This window comes from Rhodoferax sp. (genome assembly GCF_025354435.1).
GTDB lineage: Bacteria > Pseudomonadota > Gammaproteobacteria > Burkholderiales > Burkholderiaceae_C > Rhodoferax_B.
This window is the reverse complement of the sequence record NZ_JANXMU010000025.1, coordinates 21,099-37,297: the sequence shown is the minus strand read 5'-3', so window position 1 is coordinate 37,297 and position 16,199 is coordinate 21,099. Positions and strand designations below refer to the sequence as shown.

General features: G+C 62.5%; 13 protein-coding genes. 4 read left to right on the top strand and 9 right to left on the bottom strand.

The annotated features are described in order from the left end of the window. Window positions 1-310 precede the first annotated feature (310 nt). Complete coding sequence (locus tag Q0T48_RS06200) at window positions 311-1,108, top strand: SDR family oxidoreductase (protein ID WP_295953915.1); 798 nt, start codon at window positions 311-313, stop codon at window positions 1,106-1,108. 5 nt (window positions 1,109-1,113) lie between these two features. Here Q0T48_RS06200 and Q0T48_RS06195 read toward each other — a convergent pair. Beyond that, window positions 1,114-1,877, bottom strand: a protein-coding gene (locus tag Q0T48_RS06195; protein ID WP_295954100.1) for an IS5 family transposase whose coding sequence is annotated in 2 segments (ribosomal slippage) — window positions 1,114-1,586 and window positions 1,586-1,877 — 765 coding nt in all. Because the reading frame shifts where the segments join, the coding sequence is not laid out codon by codon here. An 81-nt stretch (window positions 1,878-1,958) separates the two neighbouring features. Between Q0T48_RS06195 and Q0T48_RS06190 the strand changes: the two genes are divergently transcribed. The 3 genes from Q0T48_RS06190 to Q0T48_RS06180 all read left to right on the top strand — a co-directional run bounded on the left by Q0T48_RS06190 (window position 1,959) and on the right by Q0T48_RS06180 (window position 5,333). Continuing rightward, a complete protein-coding gene (locus Q0T48_RS06190) occupies window positions 1,959-2,393 on the top strand; it encodes a ribonuclease HI family protein (RefSeq protein WP_295953913.1) in 435 nt (144 codons plus the stop codon). Window positions 2,394-2,512: 119 nt separating this feature from the next. Beyond that, window positions 2,513-2,896 (top strand): DUF6404 family protein, encoded by a 384-nt coding sequence (locus Q0T48_RS06185; protein ID WP_295953910.1) that lies wholly within the window; start codon window positions 2,513-2,515, stop codon window positions 2,894-2,896. A gap of 82 nt (window positions 2,897-2,978) precedes the next feature. Continuing rightward, window positions 2,979-5,333, top strand: a complete 2,355-nt coding sequence (locus Q0T48_RS06180; RefSeq protein ID WP_295953907.1) for an FdhF/YdeP family oxidoreductase — start codon at window positions 2,979-2,981, stop codon at window positions 5,331-5,333. Window positions 5,334-5,401: 68 nt separating this feature from the next. Here the strand turns inward: Q0T48_RS06180 and Q0T48_RS06175 are convergent, their stop codons facing one another. The 8 genes from Q0T48_RS06175 to Q0T48_RS06140 form a co-directional block, all read right to left on the bottom strand. Then, entirely contained in the window at window positions 5,402-7,102 is a 1,701-nt protein-coding gene (locus Q0T48_RS06175; RefSeq protein ID WP_295953905.1) for a TrkA C-terminal domain-containing protein, read from the bottom strand. Window positions 7,103-7,117: 15 nt separating this feature from the next. Next, complete coding sequence (locus tag Q0T48_RS06170; RefSeq protein WP_295953903.1) at window positions 7,118-8,536, bottom strand: glutamate decarboxylase; 1,419 nt, start codon at window positions 8,534-8,536, stop codon at window positions 7,118-7,120. 192 nt (window positions 8,537-8,728) lie between these two features. Next, entirely contained in the window at window positions 8,729-9,073 is a 345-nt protein-coding gene (locus Q0T48_RS06165) for an SMR family transporter (protein ID WP_295953900.1), read from the bottom strand. Between the two features lie 297 nt (window positions 9,074-9,370). Beyond that, window positions 9,371-10,456, bottom strand: coding sequence for a sn-glycerol-3-phosphate ABC transporter ATP-binding protein UgpC (gene ugpC, locus Q0T48_RS06160; protein WP_295953898.1), 1,086 nt, complete (start codon window positions 10,454-10,456; stop codon window positions 9,371-9,373). Window positions 10,457-10,466: 10 nt separating this feature from the next. Next, complete coding sequence (locus tag Q0T48_RS06155) at window positions 10,467-12,653, bottom strand: glycoside hydrolase family 2 TIM barrel-domain containing protein (protein ID WP_295953895.1); 2,187 nt, start codon at window positions 12,651-12,653, stop codon at window positions 10,467-10,469. A 70-nt stretch (window positions 12,654-12,723) separates the two neighbouring features. Then, on the bottom strand, window positions 12,724-13,536 hold the full coding sequence (locus Q0T48_RS06150; RefSeq protein ID WP_295953891.1) for a carbohydrate ABC transporter permease: 813 nt from the start codon (window positions 13,534-13,536) through the stop codon (window positions 12,724-12,726). A 5-nt stretch (window positions 13,537-13,541) separates the two neighbouring features. Continuing rightward, window positions 13,542-14,432 carry a sugar ABC transporter permease gene (locus Q0T48_RS06145; protein WP_295953888.1) on the bottom strand — a complete coding sequence of 297 codons (891 nt, stop codon included), beginning with the start codon at window positions 14,430-14,432 and terminating at the stop codon, window positions 13,542-13,544. A 227-nt stretch (window positions 14,433-14,659) separates the two neighbouring features. After that, the gene (locus Q0T48_RS06140; RefSeq protein ID WP_295953885.1) at window positions 14,660-15,934 is read right to left on the bottom strand and encodes an extracellular solute-binding protein; all 1,275 of its coding nucleotides are present in this window, start codon (window positions 15,932-15,934) and stop codon (window positions 14,660-14,662) included. Between the last annotated feature and the right edge of the window lie 265 nt (window positions 15,935-16,199).

Genomic DNA, 16,199 nt, shown 5'->3' with positions numbered 1-16,199 from the left:
GCTAATACAATGCAGATAAGCGTTAGGTGGCTATTTTTATAAGATTTTTATGCATTTGACCTTGGCTGTGATTGCGCTGTTAGGATGCGTTTCAAGGCTGCTATCGGCCAGATGGCGGACATTCAAAGGCTACGTGGTGTTATCAGCTTGGTGGCGCCGCTCCAAAATCGCTAGCCAGGACAGCGGATTCACTACGCCTTGACGGCCAGTTGGCCTGAGGCATGCGCAATGATCTTAATCACTCGCCATACTGCAGCGGAGCCAATCCGCCCACGTCCTTGTTAATCTACTTTATTGCGCTCTTTTTTATGTGCGCACCATCGCCATCGCCATCGCCATCCGCAGTGGTTCATTAACAAATTTGATTGGAAAATTTATGAAAATGCAGGACCTTAATGGAAAAATTGCCGTCATCACCGGCGCATCGAGCGGCATAGGCCAGGCGGCCGCCCGCCTGCTGGCGGAAGAGGGAGTCCACGTCGTGCTTGCGGCGCGGCGACTTGACCTGCTTGACGCATTGGCGGAGGAGCTTGGCGCTTCGGCAACCATCGTGCAGACCGATGTCACCGACGGCAGCCAAGTGAAGGCGCTGTTCGAGTTGGTGCGGAAGCGCTTTGGCAGACTGGATTTATTGTTCAACAATGCTGGCCTGGGCATCAGCGCACCTTTCGCCGACAGCACGCCGGAACAATGGAAAACAATGATCGAGGTGAACCTGTACGGGGTGTTCAACTGCACGCATGCGGCCATTGCGCTCATGCGCGGATGCCCGGGCGCAATGATCTCGTCTGTCTCCAGTGTGGGCGGGCGGTACGGCGTGGAGAATTGGTCGGTCTACAGTGCCACCAAATATGCTGTCGTAGGCTTTCATGACGCCTTGCGCAAGGAACTGGGCCCAGACGGAATTCGCGTATCGGTGATCGAACCTGGGGCCGTCTGGACCGAGTTTGGCCACAACGTCAGTGCCGTGCTGAATGAGCGGCGTGAGAAGCTCAATGCACTGAGCGCTCAGGACGTCGCCCAGGCACTCGTCTATGCATTCGCGCAGCCGGCAAATGTACTGATAGAAGAAATTTTGATGCGCCCAGTCCTGCAAGTCGCCCCTTAGAGCGGCTAACAAAACGGTAAAAACCGTCGAACGCAGATAACGCAGCAAGCCAGGGAGAGCAGCGCGACATGGATATCAATGCGGCGCTCAAAGCGGGTTCGCAGCTTGCCGAAGGCAGCCAACCACGCATGGGTGCGCTCGACCACCCAGCGGTGGCGCCCGAGCCGATCATTGTGCTCAATACCTCTGCGGGCAATACAGTCTTGGATACCCCTGCGCTTGAGGTGCGCGCGGCAGCGGGCAAAGTCGTAGCCTTTGTCGGCATGCAGCTTGTCGGGCCAGCGCCGCGGCCTGCTTGGCTTGCCACCCACGGCAGGCAGGGCATCGACCAGTTCCTCAAAGACCACCGAACCATGGCGGTTGGCTCCGGTGACGCAAAACGCCAGCGGGATGCCCTGGCGGTCTGTGATGATGTGGCGCTTGCTGCCGAGTTTGCCCCGGTCCGTGGGATTGGGCCCTGTATGCAAGCCCCCCGGGGGCTGGGTACGCTGGCTCCATCGATACAGGCGCGGCTGAAGTCCAGCTTGTCGGCGCTACGCAACTCGGCCAGCAGCGCCAAGTGCAAACGGGGCCATACGCCGGCGGCCTGCCAGTCGCGCAGCCGCCACCAGCAGGCCATGCCGCTGCCAAAGTCCAACTCTTGGGGCAGATGCTCCCACGGTGTGCCCGTACGCAGCACGAACAGGATGCCATTCAAGGCCTGCTCGTCGCGCAGTCGAGGCCTGCCGCCCTTGGGCGAGGGGGCTGCTACGGGCAGTAGCGGCGTAATTCTTTCTCCGCGGCCCGTGTGGCTGTCACTAGCTACGGCTGCTTCGGGCCCAAAGCAGAAAAATCCATCCCCCCTTTACCCATGCCCTGGCTAATCCACACCGACGGTAGCGCCCTCCCCAACCCCGGCCGCATGGGCCTGGGTGCTGTGTGGACCGCGCCCGACGGCACGCGCCACACGCTATCGCAGGTCGCCCCGGGCACCGGCTGCAACAACGAGGCGGAGGTGCGGGCGTTGATGGCGGCGTTACAGGCGCTGAAACTGCAGGGCGCAGACGACTTGCGGCTGCACTGCGACAACAGCATCGTGGTGGAGCAGGTGGGCACCAGCACCGCCAAGCCGATTGCCCGGCTGGCGGCCCTGTTTGACGAGGCGCGGGCGCTGTTCCATGCATTCGACCAGGCCACGCTGGTATGGATACCGCAGCACCGCAACGCCGAGGCCGATGCGCTGGCCCGGGCGGCTTTGGGCATGGCGGCACCTCGGGTGGTTAAAACGGGCAAGAAACGACGCTAGCCTGCGGTAGGCTGAAAGCCGCAAAACGCGCAACCCAAAAGTGCATGCAATGCGTTCAGCACGGCCAGCGATACTGCTGCATCGCTACGCCATTGGCACTTCCGCGAAGAATCGAGCTTATGACCCAGACAAATGCCCCCCACCCATTTGAAGTTCGGCGCGATACCGCGTTGAAGTTACTTAAGTCCACAGGAATCCGCACCAGCAACGACCTCCCACCATTCGTGCGCTTTCTGTGGTGGCTGGGGTTCAAGGTACCCTCACCCCACTTCGCCGGTTTCTTGGCAACAGCATTGGCTACAGGGGTTTGGTTCACGCTGGCATGGGGCACCGCCATGTGGCTGATCATCTGGCGCACCCAACAGCTTTCGATGCTGGCCTCCGCGGTGACAGCCGTCGTAGCGGGGGGACTTTTTGGCTTGGCGATGGCTGGCTATTACGCCTATGGCCGCCGCAAACACCGGCTCCCAGCCTGGAAAGACTTATCACGCAAAATGGAGTGAGATAATCGAACCTTCCAGCGATGTGCGTGCTGGTCCGTTCCGTGCATGGGGCATGCCTCCCCCAAAATCTACCCACCTCTTCATGAAAGCTCCCATGCGCAAGCGCCCCGAAGGAATCCGAAACTATGACGCGCCGGCCGGTGGCTGGGGCGCGACCAAGGCGCTGGCGCAGACGCTGAAGCGCCAGCAGATCGTGGTGCAAGGCGTGCGCACCCTGCTCAAGGCCAACCAGCCCGGCGGCTTTGACTGCCCGGGCTGCGCCTGGCCGGACCCCAAGCACACCTCGTCGTTCGAGTTCTGCGAAAACGGCGCGAAAGCGGTGACCTGGGAGTCCACGGCCAAGCGGATCGGGCCGGACTTTTTCCAGGCGCACAGTGTGGCCGCACTGTGGCAGCAGACCGACCACTGGCTGGAGAGCCAGGGCCGCATCACCCACCCGCTGCGCTACAACCGCGCCACCGACCATTTCGAGCCGGTGGGCTGGCAAGAGGCTTTTGACGGCATTGCCCAGGGGCTGAACGCCCTGCCCAGCCCAGATGCGGCCGAGTTCTACACCTCGGGGCGGGCCTCCAACGAGGCGGCTTTTCTGTACCAGCTGTTTGCGCGCAACTTTGGCACCAACAACTTCCCCGACTGCTCCAACATGTGCCACGAGGCCACGTCGGTAGGCCTACCGCGCTCCATCGGCGTGGGCAAGGCGACGGTGACGTTGGAAGATTACGACCATGCGGACCTGATCCTGTCGATGGGGCACAACCCCGGCACCAACCACCCGCGCATGATGGCTACGCTGCGCGATGCGGCGCGCCGGGGGGCCACCATCATCGTCTTCAACCCGCTGCGCGAACGGGCGCTGGAGCGCTTCGAGTCGCCCCAGGCCCCGGTGGAGATGGCTACGCTGTCGTCCACGCAAATCGCCACCACCTATTTGCAGATCCGCGTGGGCGGCGATGCCGCGGCGCTGAAAGGTATTGCCAAGGCGCTGGTGGCGCTGGACCGTGCCGCCCAGGCCGCCAGCCAGGCTCCGGTGCTCGACCATGCATTTATCCAAGGGCACACGGCGGGCTATGCGGAGTTTGTGGCCGATATCGATGCCACCGCCTGGGAGGCGATCGAAGGCATCTGCGGGCTGACCCGCGCGCAACTGGAGGGCGTGGCCCAGGTTTACGCTGCCGCCAAGGCCACCATCTGCTGCTACGGCATGGGCATCACACAGCACCGTTCGGGCACGCGCAACGTGCAGCAGATCATGAATCTGCTGCTGCTCAAGGGCAATATCGGCCGCCCCGGCGCGGGGATTTCGCCGCTGCGCGGGCACTCCAATGTGCAGGGCGACCGCACCGTGGGCATCACCGAGCGGCCCAAGCCCGCGCTGCTGGACAGCCTGCGCGATGTGTTCCAGTTTGAGCCGCCGCGGCACGACGGCCACTCGGTGGTCGAGGCCATTGCCGCCATGCGCAGCGGGGCTTCCAAGGCCATGATTTGCCTGGGCGGCAACCTGGCGGTGGCGGCCAGCGACCCGGTAGCTTGCTTCGAGGCTTTTCGGAATCTGGACCTGGCCGTGCACATCACCACCAAGCTCAACCGCACCCAGCTGCTGCTGGCAAAGACCAGCTACATCCTGCCCTGCCTGGGCCGCACCGAGCTGGACATGCAGGCCAGCGGCAAGCAGTCGGTCACGGTGGAAGATTCGATGTCGATGGTGCATGCCTCCAGCGGCTTTCTGGAGCCGCCCAGCGACCAGGTGCGCTCCGAGCCGGCCATCGTCGCCGGGTTGGCCAAGGCCACGCTGGGCGCGCGCTCGGTGGCCGACTGGGATGCCCTGGCGGGCGACTACGCCCTGATCCGCGACAAGATCGAGGCGGTGTTCCCGGACTTTGCCGACTACAACGAACGCATCCGCGAACCCGGCGGCTTCCAGCTGCCCAATACCGCGCAGCAACGCATCTGGAAGACCGACAGCGGCAAGGCCAACTTCGCGGTGTTCCCCGGCCTGGAGGAAGACCTGGCGAATGGGGGGGCCGATGTGCTCACCCTCACCACGCTGCGCTCGCACGACCAGTACAACACCACCATCTACGGCCTGGACGACCGTTACCGCGGGGTGTTTGGGCGGCGCGACGTGCTGTTCATCAACCAGGCCGAGCTAGACCGGCGCGGCCTGCACGAAGGCGATGTGGTGGACGTGGCCACCGCCATGGACCACGCCCACGCCGACCGCGTGGTGCGCGGCCTGATGCTGGTCTGCTACGACCTGCCCGACGGCTGCTGCGCCTCGTACTACCCCGAGACGCAGCCGCTGATTGCCCTGGAACACGTGGACCCGGACAGCCTGACACCCTCGTACAAGTCGGTGCCGGTGCTGCTGCACCGGGCCGGCGCTGCAGGCATGGAAGCGGTCGTGGTGGGCCGCGAGGGCGTTGCAGGCAATGCCTAAACTACTATTTTTATAGCATCTAGCGCAGGCAGCACCTGCGCTAGATGCCGATTTTGCTTAAACCGCTGCTACTGCGCCAAGACCATGGCGAAGTAGCCAAACACCGTCAGCAAAATCCCCGATACCGCATACGCCACCGGAAAGCCGATCCACGGCACCGAGCTGTCGATTTCCTTGGCGGCTTCGCGGGCCGGGCCGGAATGGCTGCGGGCCCCGGCGACACCGCCCATCAGGATGGCGGGGTTGATCTTGAACAGGTGCAGGCCGATGGCCCAGACGACAAAGGGCGGCACGGTGCAGGCCACAAAACCCAGCCCCAGAATCTGCAGCGCCAGGGTGCCGCTAAGCTGCGACAGCAGGTGGGCCCCGGCGTTGACCCCGACGATGGCCACAAAGAAGATCAGCCCCATGTCCTCCAGCACATTGCGCGCGGCGTTGGGCGTGTTGCCAAAGAAGCGCAGGCGTGACACCAGCGACGACACGAGGATGCCCGACACCAGCAGGCCGCCCGCATTGCCCAGCCCCACCGTCGCGCCAAACGCGGGCACCTGCACCAGCCCGATCCCAAAGCCCAGAAGCATGCCCAGCGACAGCGTCAGCAGGTCGGTGGCGGTGCTGGGCCGCGCCACCGGCCCCAGCAGCGCGGTGGCCTGGTCAATGGCGCTGCGCAGGCCCACAAAGTGCAGCACGTCCAGGCGCTGCAGCCGGGTCTGCAAGCCCATGGGCAGGGGCACGCCGCCGCGCTCGATGCCGGTGAGCTGCACCTGCCCGGCCAGCGGCGAAGTGCGGAAGTCCTGCAGCGTGCGGCCAATCGCCGCACGGTGGGTGACCACAATTTCGGCTTGGTCCAGCGGGATGTTCAGCGCCCGTGCGTCCGGCACTTCGGGGCCGATGCTGCCCATGTGGTCGGTCAGCGCCACCAGGCTGCCGCCCAGGGCCACCACGTCGCCGTGCCGCAGCACCAGGGACGGGTCGGCCCCCAGCAGACGCTTGCCGCGCTCGACGTTTTCGATCTGGTACTGCGGAAAGCGCGCCCGGAACTGGGCAATGCTCTGGCCGACCGTGTCGGGGTGCACCACGCGATAGGCGCGCAGGTCGAACGGACGGTAGCCGCTAAGGCCCGCGTCGTCCACATTGGGCACGCCGTGCTCGTGCTCGTAGTCCTGGGCGGCCTGGCGCGCATCCACGCGCCACCAGCGCGGCAGATATTTGCAGATCAGGATGATGCCCACCGTGCCCCAGATGTAAGTCAGGCCGTAGGACAAGGCAATCATGGCGGTAGCACCGGCCGCCGTGGAGCCGGGCGGGAGGGCCACCACACCCGAGGTAATGGCCTGCTCGGCCGAGCCAATCGCCGCCGACATGGTTTGCGAGCCCGCCAGAATGCCGCCCGCCGCGCCCACCGGCAGCGCCATCCAGCGCGCGCCCAGCACCACGATGCCCAGGCCCAGCAGCGACGACAACGTGGCCAGAAAAACGAACTTCAGCCCGTCACCCTTCAGGCTGTTAATGAACGACGGCCCTACGCGCAGGCCCACGCCGTACATGAACAAGTAGTAAAACAGGCTCTTGGTGAAGGTGTCGAGCGTGAATTCCACGCCGTTGGCCGCGCCCCAGGTGGCCACCACGCAGCCGATGGTGATGGCCGAGGCCACCGGGCCCAGGCCGTAGCCTTGGACGGTCCAGCGGCCCACCCAGACCGACAGGCCGACCACGGTGAACAGCAGGATGTACGGGTTCTGCTGCAGAAAAACCAGGAATGCGTGCATGGCGGGCAACCGGCTTTATTCGCACACCAACAGGGCCGGGGCCGCTTCGGCACCGTGGTTGAAGGTCGGCCCGGCGGTGGAATGCAGCACCGGGTTTTGCTGCAAAAAGGCGATGCCGTGGCGCAGGTCTTGCAGCAGCAGCGCGATCAGGTCGCGGCTGACGCCGTGGCGCACCAGCACCCGCTGCACCACCACGGTCTGGCGGTCGCTGGGCAGCGGATACGAGGCAATTTGCCAGCCGCGCATGCGCACCCGTTCTGACAGGTCATACAGCGTAAATCCATGGTCCACGCCGTCCTTGAGCTTGTAGCAGACTGCGGGCAGGCCGCCTTTGCCGTCATACACCAGCTCCAGCGGGCCAATCTGGGCCAGCTCCTGCGCCAGCCACTGCGCGGTGTCGGCGCAGGCCTGCTGGATGCGGGTGTAGCCCTCGCGGCCCAGGCGCAAAAAGTTGTAGTACTGGGCGATGATTTCGCCGCCCGGGCGGCTGAAGTTGAGCGCAAACGTGGCCATGTTGCCGCCCAGGTAGTCCACGTAAAAAATCAGGTCTTCGGGCAGATCGGCCTTGCTGCGCCACACCACCCAGCCCACACCCAGCGGGGCCAGGCCGTATTTGTGGCCGGAGGCATTGATGGATTTGACCCGCTCCACGCAAAAGTCCCACTGCACATCGCGCTGGATGAACGGGGCCACAAAACCGCCGCTGGCCGCGTCCACGTGGATGGGAATATCCAGCCCCAGGTCGCGCTGCAGCGCGTCCAGCGCTTCGGCCAATGCGGCCACGGGCTCGTAGATGCCGGTGAAGGTGACACCCAACGTGGCCACCACGCCGATGGTGTTTTCGTCGCAGTAGGCGCGCAGGTCTTGCGGCTGCAGGCCCAGGGCATCGCCACGCAACGGCACTTCGCGCATCTCCACGTCAAAGTAGCGGGCGAACTTTTTCCAGCAGATCTGCACTGGGCCGCAAACGAAGTTGGGCTTGTCGGTGGGCAGGCCTGCCGCTTCGCGCCGCTGCTTCCAGGCCCACTTCAAGGCCAGGCCGCCGAGCATGGCCGCCTCGCTGGAGCCGGTGGTGGAGCAACCTATGGTGTCCCAGGATTTGGGGGCGTGCCACAGGTCGGCAATGATGTGCACACAGCGGTTTTCGATCTCGGCCGTTTGCGGGTACTCGTCCTTGTCGATCATGTTCTTGTCCAGCGCATCGGCCATCAGCTTTTGCACCTCGGGTTCGACCCAGGTGGTGCAGAAGGTGGCCAGGTTCTGGCGCGAATTGCCGTCCAGCAGCAGCTCGTCGCGCACCAGGTTGTAGGCGGCAGAGGCGGCGGTGGAATGGTCGGGCAGGCGGTACTTGGGCAGGCGGCGCTGCGAGGCATCGGTGGAATACACGTCCTCGATCCCCTGGTCGTGTGCTTCAATCGTTTGGTGCAGTGCCATGTGTTGTCCTTCGTGCGGCACGCTGCAAGCCGAAGGACTTGGATACGGCTGCTACAGGCAAATGTAGCAGCGGGGTGTGACACGGTCTGTGCGCTGCAGCACACTGGCTAAAAACTATGGTTTTTATAGCTGCCTACGCAGGTGCCGTATGCGCTAGCGGCCTGTTTTACCCTTTAATGCAAAACGCTTACCTCAATGCCCTGTCGTCTTGGAAAACACGTTCACCACCACCACCCCGGCAATGATCAGCCCCATGCCGGCGATGGCGGGCAAGTCCAGCGACTGGCCGAACCACCACCAGCTCACCAGCGAAATCAACACGATGCCGGTGCCCGACCAGATGGCGTAGGCCACGCCGGTGGGGATGGTGCGCAGGGTCAGCGACAGGAACAGAAAGGCGATGGCATAGCCCACCACCGTGACCATGCTGGGCCAGAGCCGGGTAAAGCTCTCGGAGCTTTTGAGGAAGCTGGTGGCGACCACCTCGGCAACGATGGCGATGAAGAGGTAGATGTAGGAGGCGGAGGAAACGGTCATGCGCGGCGCTGGTGGTGGATGGGGCTGAACGTCCCCAGTCTTGCCCTAATCGGCCTCGCCCGCCCCCACCCGCACGACGGCTTCTGGCCGGGGCACGACATGGGCCCTGGCCAGAACTATGTTTTTTATAGCTGCTTGTGCTTAAGCGATAAGCGACAAGGGCAGTCTCCGCGTAAACCAACCGCAAATACGCCCCTTCCAGAAACACCGCAGAACTGGCTCTGCCAGGCTGCTGGTGTTGCCCCCTGCAAGGGGGTTGGCAAAAGATGCGAAGCACTGTAGCCTGGGGGTGAGCCACTAATAAATGCGGGCGCCGGTCTTGCGGTCAAACAGCAATGCGAGTCGGGTCTGGAACCGCGCATCGAACGCCTGGCCCATGCGCAGGGCGCGGCCATGCTCGGTTTTGATGACCATCAGGCCGCCGGATTCGGCGCGGGCGTAGGCAAAAGTCTCGCCGCCCAGGTGCTCCAGCATGTCAATGGTGAGCTGCAGGTGGCCGTCGCCGTCTTCGCGGAAATGCTCGGGGCGCACGCCTACCGTCACCTCGGCCCTGGTGGCAGGCACCGGACCAGTGAACGGCAGCGACACCACAATGCCGCCAAAACCGGGCAGTTCGATGTGGCACAGCGCGCCGTCGGCACCGCGCACGACGCCATCCAGAAAGTTCATCTTCGGCGAGCCGATAAAGCCCGCCACAAAGGTGTTGGCCGGGTTGTCGTAGACCTCCAGCGGCGCACCCACCTGCTCGACCTGGCCGGCGCGCAGCACCACGATCTTGTCGGCCAGGGTCATGGCTTCGACCTGGTCGTGGGTGACGTAGATGATGGTGGAGCCCAGCTCGCGGTGCAGGCGGGCGATCTCGATGCGCATGTGCACGCGCAGCTCGGCATCCAGGTTGGACAGGGGCTCGTCGAACAGAAACACCTTGGGGTCGCGCACGATGGCGCGGCCAATCGCCACCCGCTGGCGCTGGCCACCCGACAGGGCTTTGGGTTTGCGGTCCATCAGCGGGCCCAGGCCCAGCACCTGGGCCGCGGCATCCACTTTGGTGGCCACCTCGGTTTTGGAGGCCCCGGCAAAGCGCAAGGCAAAGCCCATGTTCTCGCGCACCGTCATGTGCGGGTACAGCGCGTACGACTGGAACACCATGGCGATGCCGCGCTTGGACGGGTCCAGGTCGTTGACGCGCAGGCCGCCAATCTCCAGGTCGCCGCTGGTAATGTCTTCCAGGCCCGCCACCATGCGCAGCAGGGTGGACTTGCCGCAGCCGGACGGGCCGACGAAGACCACGAATTCGCCCTTGTTGATTTCCAGGTCCACGCCCCGGATCACATGGGTGTTGCCGAAGGATTTGGTGATACGGGTGAGTTTGACGTCTGCCATCTCGGTCTCCTTATGCAGCAGCCAACGTCAACACCTGGCGGCCCAGCCGCCGGGTGGACACCACCACCTGGGTATCGGCGTGCGCCCCGGTACTCTCCACCCAGAAGCCCGCCACGCCGCCTTTGAACAGAATGAGTTCCGGCCCCAGCAGTTGGGCACCGCCGGTCACTTCCACCGCCACCACGTCGTCCAGAAACGGCAGCACGCGGCCACACTGGTCGAGGGCGCGCACGGTGAAGCGCACGGCATCCTTCTCACCCGCCAGCAGCGTGGTGCTGTCGGCTACCACCTCCAGCGTGGTGGGGAGCGGGTTGCCGCTGAGCGTGACGCTGGCCACGGCCTGGCCACCCACAAAGCCGGTGATCGTGCAGTCCAGCCACTGCATGCCCCAGGCCCCCACTTCGGCCATATCCACCTGGCGGCTGTCGATGGTGACGGGTGCGTACGGCAGGTGCGGGTACTTGGCGCGGTCGGGCTCGGCACGCTTCACGGGGAAGTCGCCAAATTGGAATTCGAGGTAGTCGCAGTTGGTCAGCACCAGCAGGGGCAGCACCTCGCAGCGGTCTTTCTCGCCCCGCGCCCAGTAGGTCACGGGCTCCAGCACCACCTGCTGCTGCGGCGGGCACTGGCTGGCGTAGACGGCGGCGGCGAACTTGGGCGCACGGAAGATATCCATCACGCCGTGGTGGCAGATGCGGTCGCCCGCGCCAAAGTCTTTGTGGGTGTTGTAGTCGAACATGCACCAGCCAATGGCCCCGGCGATTTGCGGGTTGGCGTAGGCGGCGTTGAGCACCTCCAGGTGGCGGGTGGCGTGCTCGGCCTGGCGGTCCTCGGGGTCGATGCGCTTGGTGGGGTACATGTGGCCGTTGAACTCGGTCACCAGGTAGGGCACGTCATGGGCCAGTCCGGTCACGTCGCGGGTTTGGCGCAGCGGCGCGGGGGTACGGCCTGGCAGCCAGTCGGCGGGGGCGATGTGGAAGAAGTCGTTCATGGTGTACACGTCTTCCAGCAGCTCGCTGTTTTCGATGCAGCGCACGCCACCGGTTTGGCGGGTGGTGTCCAGGGCGCGGGCCATGGCGTTGGTGCGGGCGAAGAAGTCGTGGTCGTCGCGGGATTCATTGATGCGCACGCCCCACAAAATGATGCTGGGGTGGTTCCAGTCGCGCTGCACCATGCGGCGCACGTTCTCGACCGATTCGTCTTGCCAGACCGCGCCGCCAATGTGCTGCCAGCCCGGAATCTCTTCAAACACCAGCAGGCCGATTTCGTCGCAACGGTCCAGAAAATACGGCGACTGCGGGTAGTGCGAGGTGCGCGCCAGGTTGCAGTGCAACTCGTTCTTCAGGATGTCGGCATCCAGCTCTTGCGCGCGGCGGCCCATGGCGTAGCCCACGTAGGGGTAGGACTGGTGGCGGTTCAGGCCGCGAATTTTGAGCAGCTTGCCGTTCAGGCGGAAGCCGTCGCTGGCGAAGCGCGCGGTGCGAAAGCCGAAGCGGGACTCCAGCGTATCTTGCCCGTCGGGCGTATTAATGTGCAGGGCCACGCGGTAGAGCTGGGGCGAGTCGAGTTCCCACAGCGCCAGACCGGCCAGGTTCTCGAACACCAGGCGCACTGTGTCGCCGGTGAAGGCCACGGTGTGCTGCTGCAGCACCGTGCCGTCCAGCGTGCACAGCTCGGCCCGCGCCGTGCCTGCCAGCGCCACGCCACGCGGGTTGGCCAGGGTGCCGATCACCGTGACTGTTTTGCCATCGCTGAGCTCGTGTGCGGTTTCCACCTTGATGCGGGCAATCGAGACCGCGTCGGTCACTTTGAGCCACACATCGCGGTAAATGCCAGCGTAGGTCAGGTAGTCGATCTGGCCACCGAAGGGCGGGATGTCAGGATTCTCGCTGCCGTCGACCTTGACGGTGACGAGGTTGTCGCCGGGGTTCAGCAGCCCGGTCAGCCGTGCCTCGAAAGGCGTGTAGCCGTCGGCATGCTGGGCCACCTGCTGGCCGTTGACCCAGACCACCGTGTTGGCCATGGCACCGTCAAACACCAGGGCCACTTCCTGGCCCTGGAAGGCGGGCTGCCAAGGCAGGTTGAGTTGGTAGGCAAACTCTTTCTGGAACGACTTTTCGTCGAAATAGTTCATCTCCAGATCGACCGCGTTGTGCGGCAGGCGCACGGTGTCACCGGCCTTGGCATTCGCAATCAAGTCTTGCGAAAAGTCTGTGTGAAAAATCCAACCGTTATTTATTTTTTGAACCGAACGCATTTTAAAAACCTTATTTAACCGAGCCGAGCATGCCTTCAACGAATTGGCGTTGCATGGCAAAGAAAACGGCGAGTGTGGGAATGGTGGCCATGATCGTGGCGACCATGATCACGCCAAAATCGGGCGTATACGAAGAACCCAGAGACGACAAAACCAGGGTAATAGTTTTCAGCTCGACCGATTGCAAAACAATCAGCGGCCACAAGAAACTATTCCAGGTCGCCATAAACACAATAATGAAAGCTGCGGCATAGGTGGAGCGCATCACCGGCACATAGACAAATAAGAATATTTGCCACTCCTTCAAGCCATCGACCCGCGCCGCATCGCGCAGCTCCGACGGAAACGCCTTGGTGTTTTGCCGAAAGTAAAACACCATGTAGGCCGAGGCGACGGTGGGCAAGATCACCGCCATGTGGGTGTCCAGCATGTCAAATGAGGCCAGCAGAATGAACAGCGGAATCATCAGCGTGGCAAATGGAATCATCATCGATACCAATATGCCCTGGTAAAACCGCTCGCGGATAGGCGACTTGAAAACCTCAAACCCATAACCGGCCAAAGACGACACCAACAGGGTTAGAACCGACCCCACAATCGCAATTTTTCCGGAATTCCAAAATACCTGTCCTACATCAAACAGGGTAGCGAACTTGTGGTAATTATCCACAATAGCATTGCCAAAAGATAATTTACCTTTGGTGATGTCGTTACTCACGTTGGTGGCACTTATCACCATCCATAGAAACGGAAATATCGACAAAAATGCCATGACCCATAAAAACAGGTAAATAAACGCCATGCGGATTTTTTCAAAGGACATGTGCATTACTCCTTTTCCCGCGCTACGTAAAATTGGAAGAAGGCCAATATCGCCACCAAAATCACAATCACGTACGACACCGTGGCCGCGTAGCCAAAGTTGGGCACAAACTTGAACGACAGGTTGTAGATGTAGAGCGACAGCGTCAGCGTGCTGTCGGCCGGGCCGCCGTTGGTGATGTTTAAGGCCTCGTCAAACATCTGCAGCGTGCCGATGGTGGACGTGACGGTGGTGAACAAAATCACCGGCTTCAGCACCGGAATGGTGATCGACAAAAACCGGCGCGTGGCCGAGATACCGTCGATGCGGGCGGCCTCGTAAATCGACTTGTCCACGTTTTGCATGGCCGCCAAGTAGAAGATCATGTTGTAGCCGGTCCAGCGCCAGGTAATGGCCGCAATCACCACCACCCGGGCCCAGAAGGGGTCGGTCAACCAGGGCACAGGCTGGTCGATCACCCCCACGTACAGCAGCGTGGCGTTGACCAGACCGTCATACGAAAACATGCTTTTGAACAGCACCGAGTACGCCACCAGCGAGGTGACGCAGGGCAAGAACACGGCGGTGCGCAGCAGCCCGCGAAAGCGCAGGTTGGGCATGTTCAGACACGAGGCCATCACCAGCGCCAGCACGATCATGATGGGCACCTGGACGATCAGAAAAATGAAGGTATTGGTCAGCGCCCGCAGAAACATCGGGTCGCTGGTGAGGCGCTCTACGTTGCCCAAGCCAATAAACCGCACCATGGTGCCCTGCCCTGCGTGCAGCGACATCCACAGCGATTTGCCAATCGGGTAGACCATGAAGGTGGCGATCAGCAGCAGCGCCGCCGACACAAAAGCCCACCCGTTGATATCGAAAAAGCGGCGCTGACCCGGCCTGCTTGCTAGCGGCATAAAACACTCCAAAACAAGGGCAATAGGCGGGGCGATGGCAGCCCCTGTATCCATAACGATGGACGGATACCCCCACTATTCAGCAATGACCCACGCCCGCCAGAAACACCGCAGAATTGGCTCTGCCAGGCTGCTGGTGTTGCCCCTGCATGTCGTATTGGCTTTGCAAGCCAATACGAGGGGGGTTGGCGAAAGACGCGAAGCGCTGAAGCCTGGGGGTGAGCGAATTACTTCACCTGGGCCGCAAGTTGCTGCTGGATCTTGTCCAGCAACTGGTCCACCGGCATGCCGTTGGCCAAAGCGGGCAGTTGGGCCGACACAGCAGCATCGCCTTCGTAGGTGAACATGCCGTAGTTCACGCTGGGCACTTTTTCGAGCCAGTCGCTAAAGCGCAGCCACACCTGCGAACCGCCAAAGAACGGATCGGCCTCGCTGTAGGCCTTGCCCGCACGGGAGGCCATCAGGGTGCCTACCGCGCCGCGTGCGGTCAGGATGCTTTGGTAGAAATCTACGTCTTTGGCAAAGATTTCATTCAAGAAGTCCACCGCCATGGCTTTCTCTTTACCGCCCGACAGCACGTACCAGCTGGAGCCGCCCAGGTTGGACGCGTGGGTGGCGCCCGGCACGTTCAACGACGGCGTGGGTGCCACAGCCCACAGGCCTGCCTGGCTTTTCTCGGATTTGACCGCACCGGTGATCCACACGCCGGTGGTGATGCTGGCCACATCGCCCTTGTTGACTGCGCCCACGTACTCGGCCCAGTTGGTCACGGGTTTGACGATGCCCGACTTGAACAGCTTGGCCTGTACTTCCATGGCGGCCTTGAGGGCGGGGTTGCCCTTGATGTCGAGCTTGCCGTCTTTGTCGAAATACCAGCGCCCGGCGGACTGCATCATCACGCGGATCAGGCCGTTGTCATTGGGGTCGATACCGAGCATCTTCTTGCCGGTGACGGCAGCCACCTTGGTGCCGATCTCGATGTAGCGGTCCCAGGTGATGTTCTCCATGTCTTTCTCGGAGAACCCGGCCTTGGCCAGCAAGTCTTTGCGGTAGTACATGCCGGTGACGCCCGAATCGAACGGCAGGCCGTAGGTTTTGCCGTCCACCGTCATCAGGTCCACCTTGTACTTGGCAAACCCGGCGTAGTTGACCTTGCCCGACATGGGCTCGAACGAACCAGGGAACGAGCGCAGGTACTTTTGCGCGTTGTAGTCTTCCACCAGCACGATATCGGGTAGCGACTTGGTCACGCCCGAGGCCAGTGTGGTTTGCAGCTTTTGCTCCAGGTCGGACTTGGACATGTCCACGATCTTGAACGTGGCATCCGGGTGCTTTGCGGTGTAGCGGGCGGCAGCGTCCTTCATGATGGCGATGTTGAAGTTCGGGTCCCAGGCCCAGACCGTTACTTCTTTGGCCGACACCGCGGCGGCGGTCATCAGGCCGATGGAGGCCAGGGCCAGGCTGGCCGCAGCCTGCACGGTGGTACGTTTCGCAAAATGCATGGTGTGTTCTTTCGTCTCTTTGGATGTAGCCAAAGCCCCGCACGCCCGCCCGCGGGCGAAGGAACCGTGCAAAGACCTCGGGTTCAAGTGGTTGCGCCCGCAAAGCCCGGCCGCTCACCTCCATTAATAATACAAATAAACCCCCACGAATCCACTGAGGGAATACCCTGAACCCGAAACATCCACCAAAATGCCCAGAACCGGCCGATTACCGTCCATATTGCCCGCACCAACCTAGCTTAATCATCATATTTTTGAAACAATA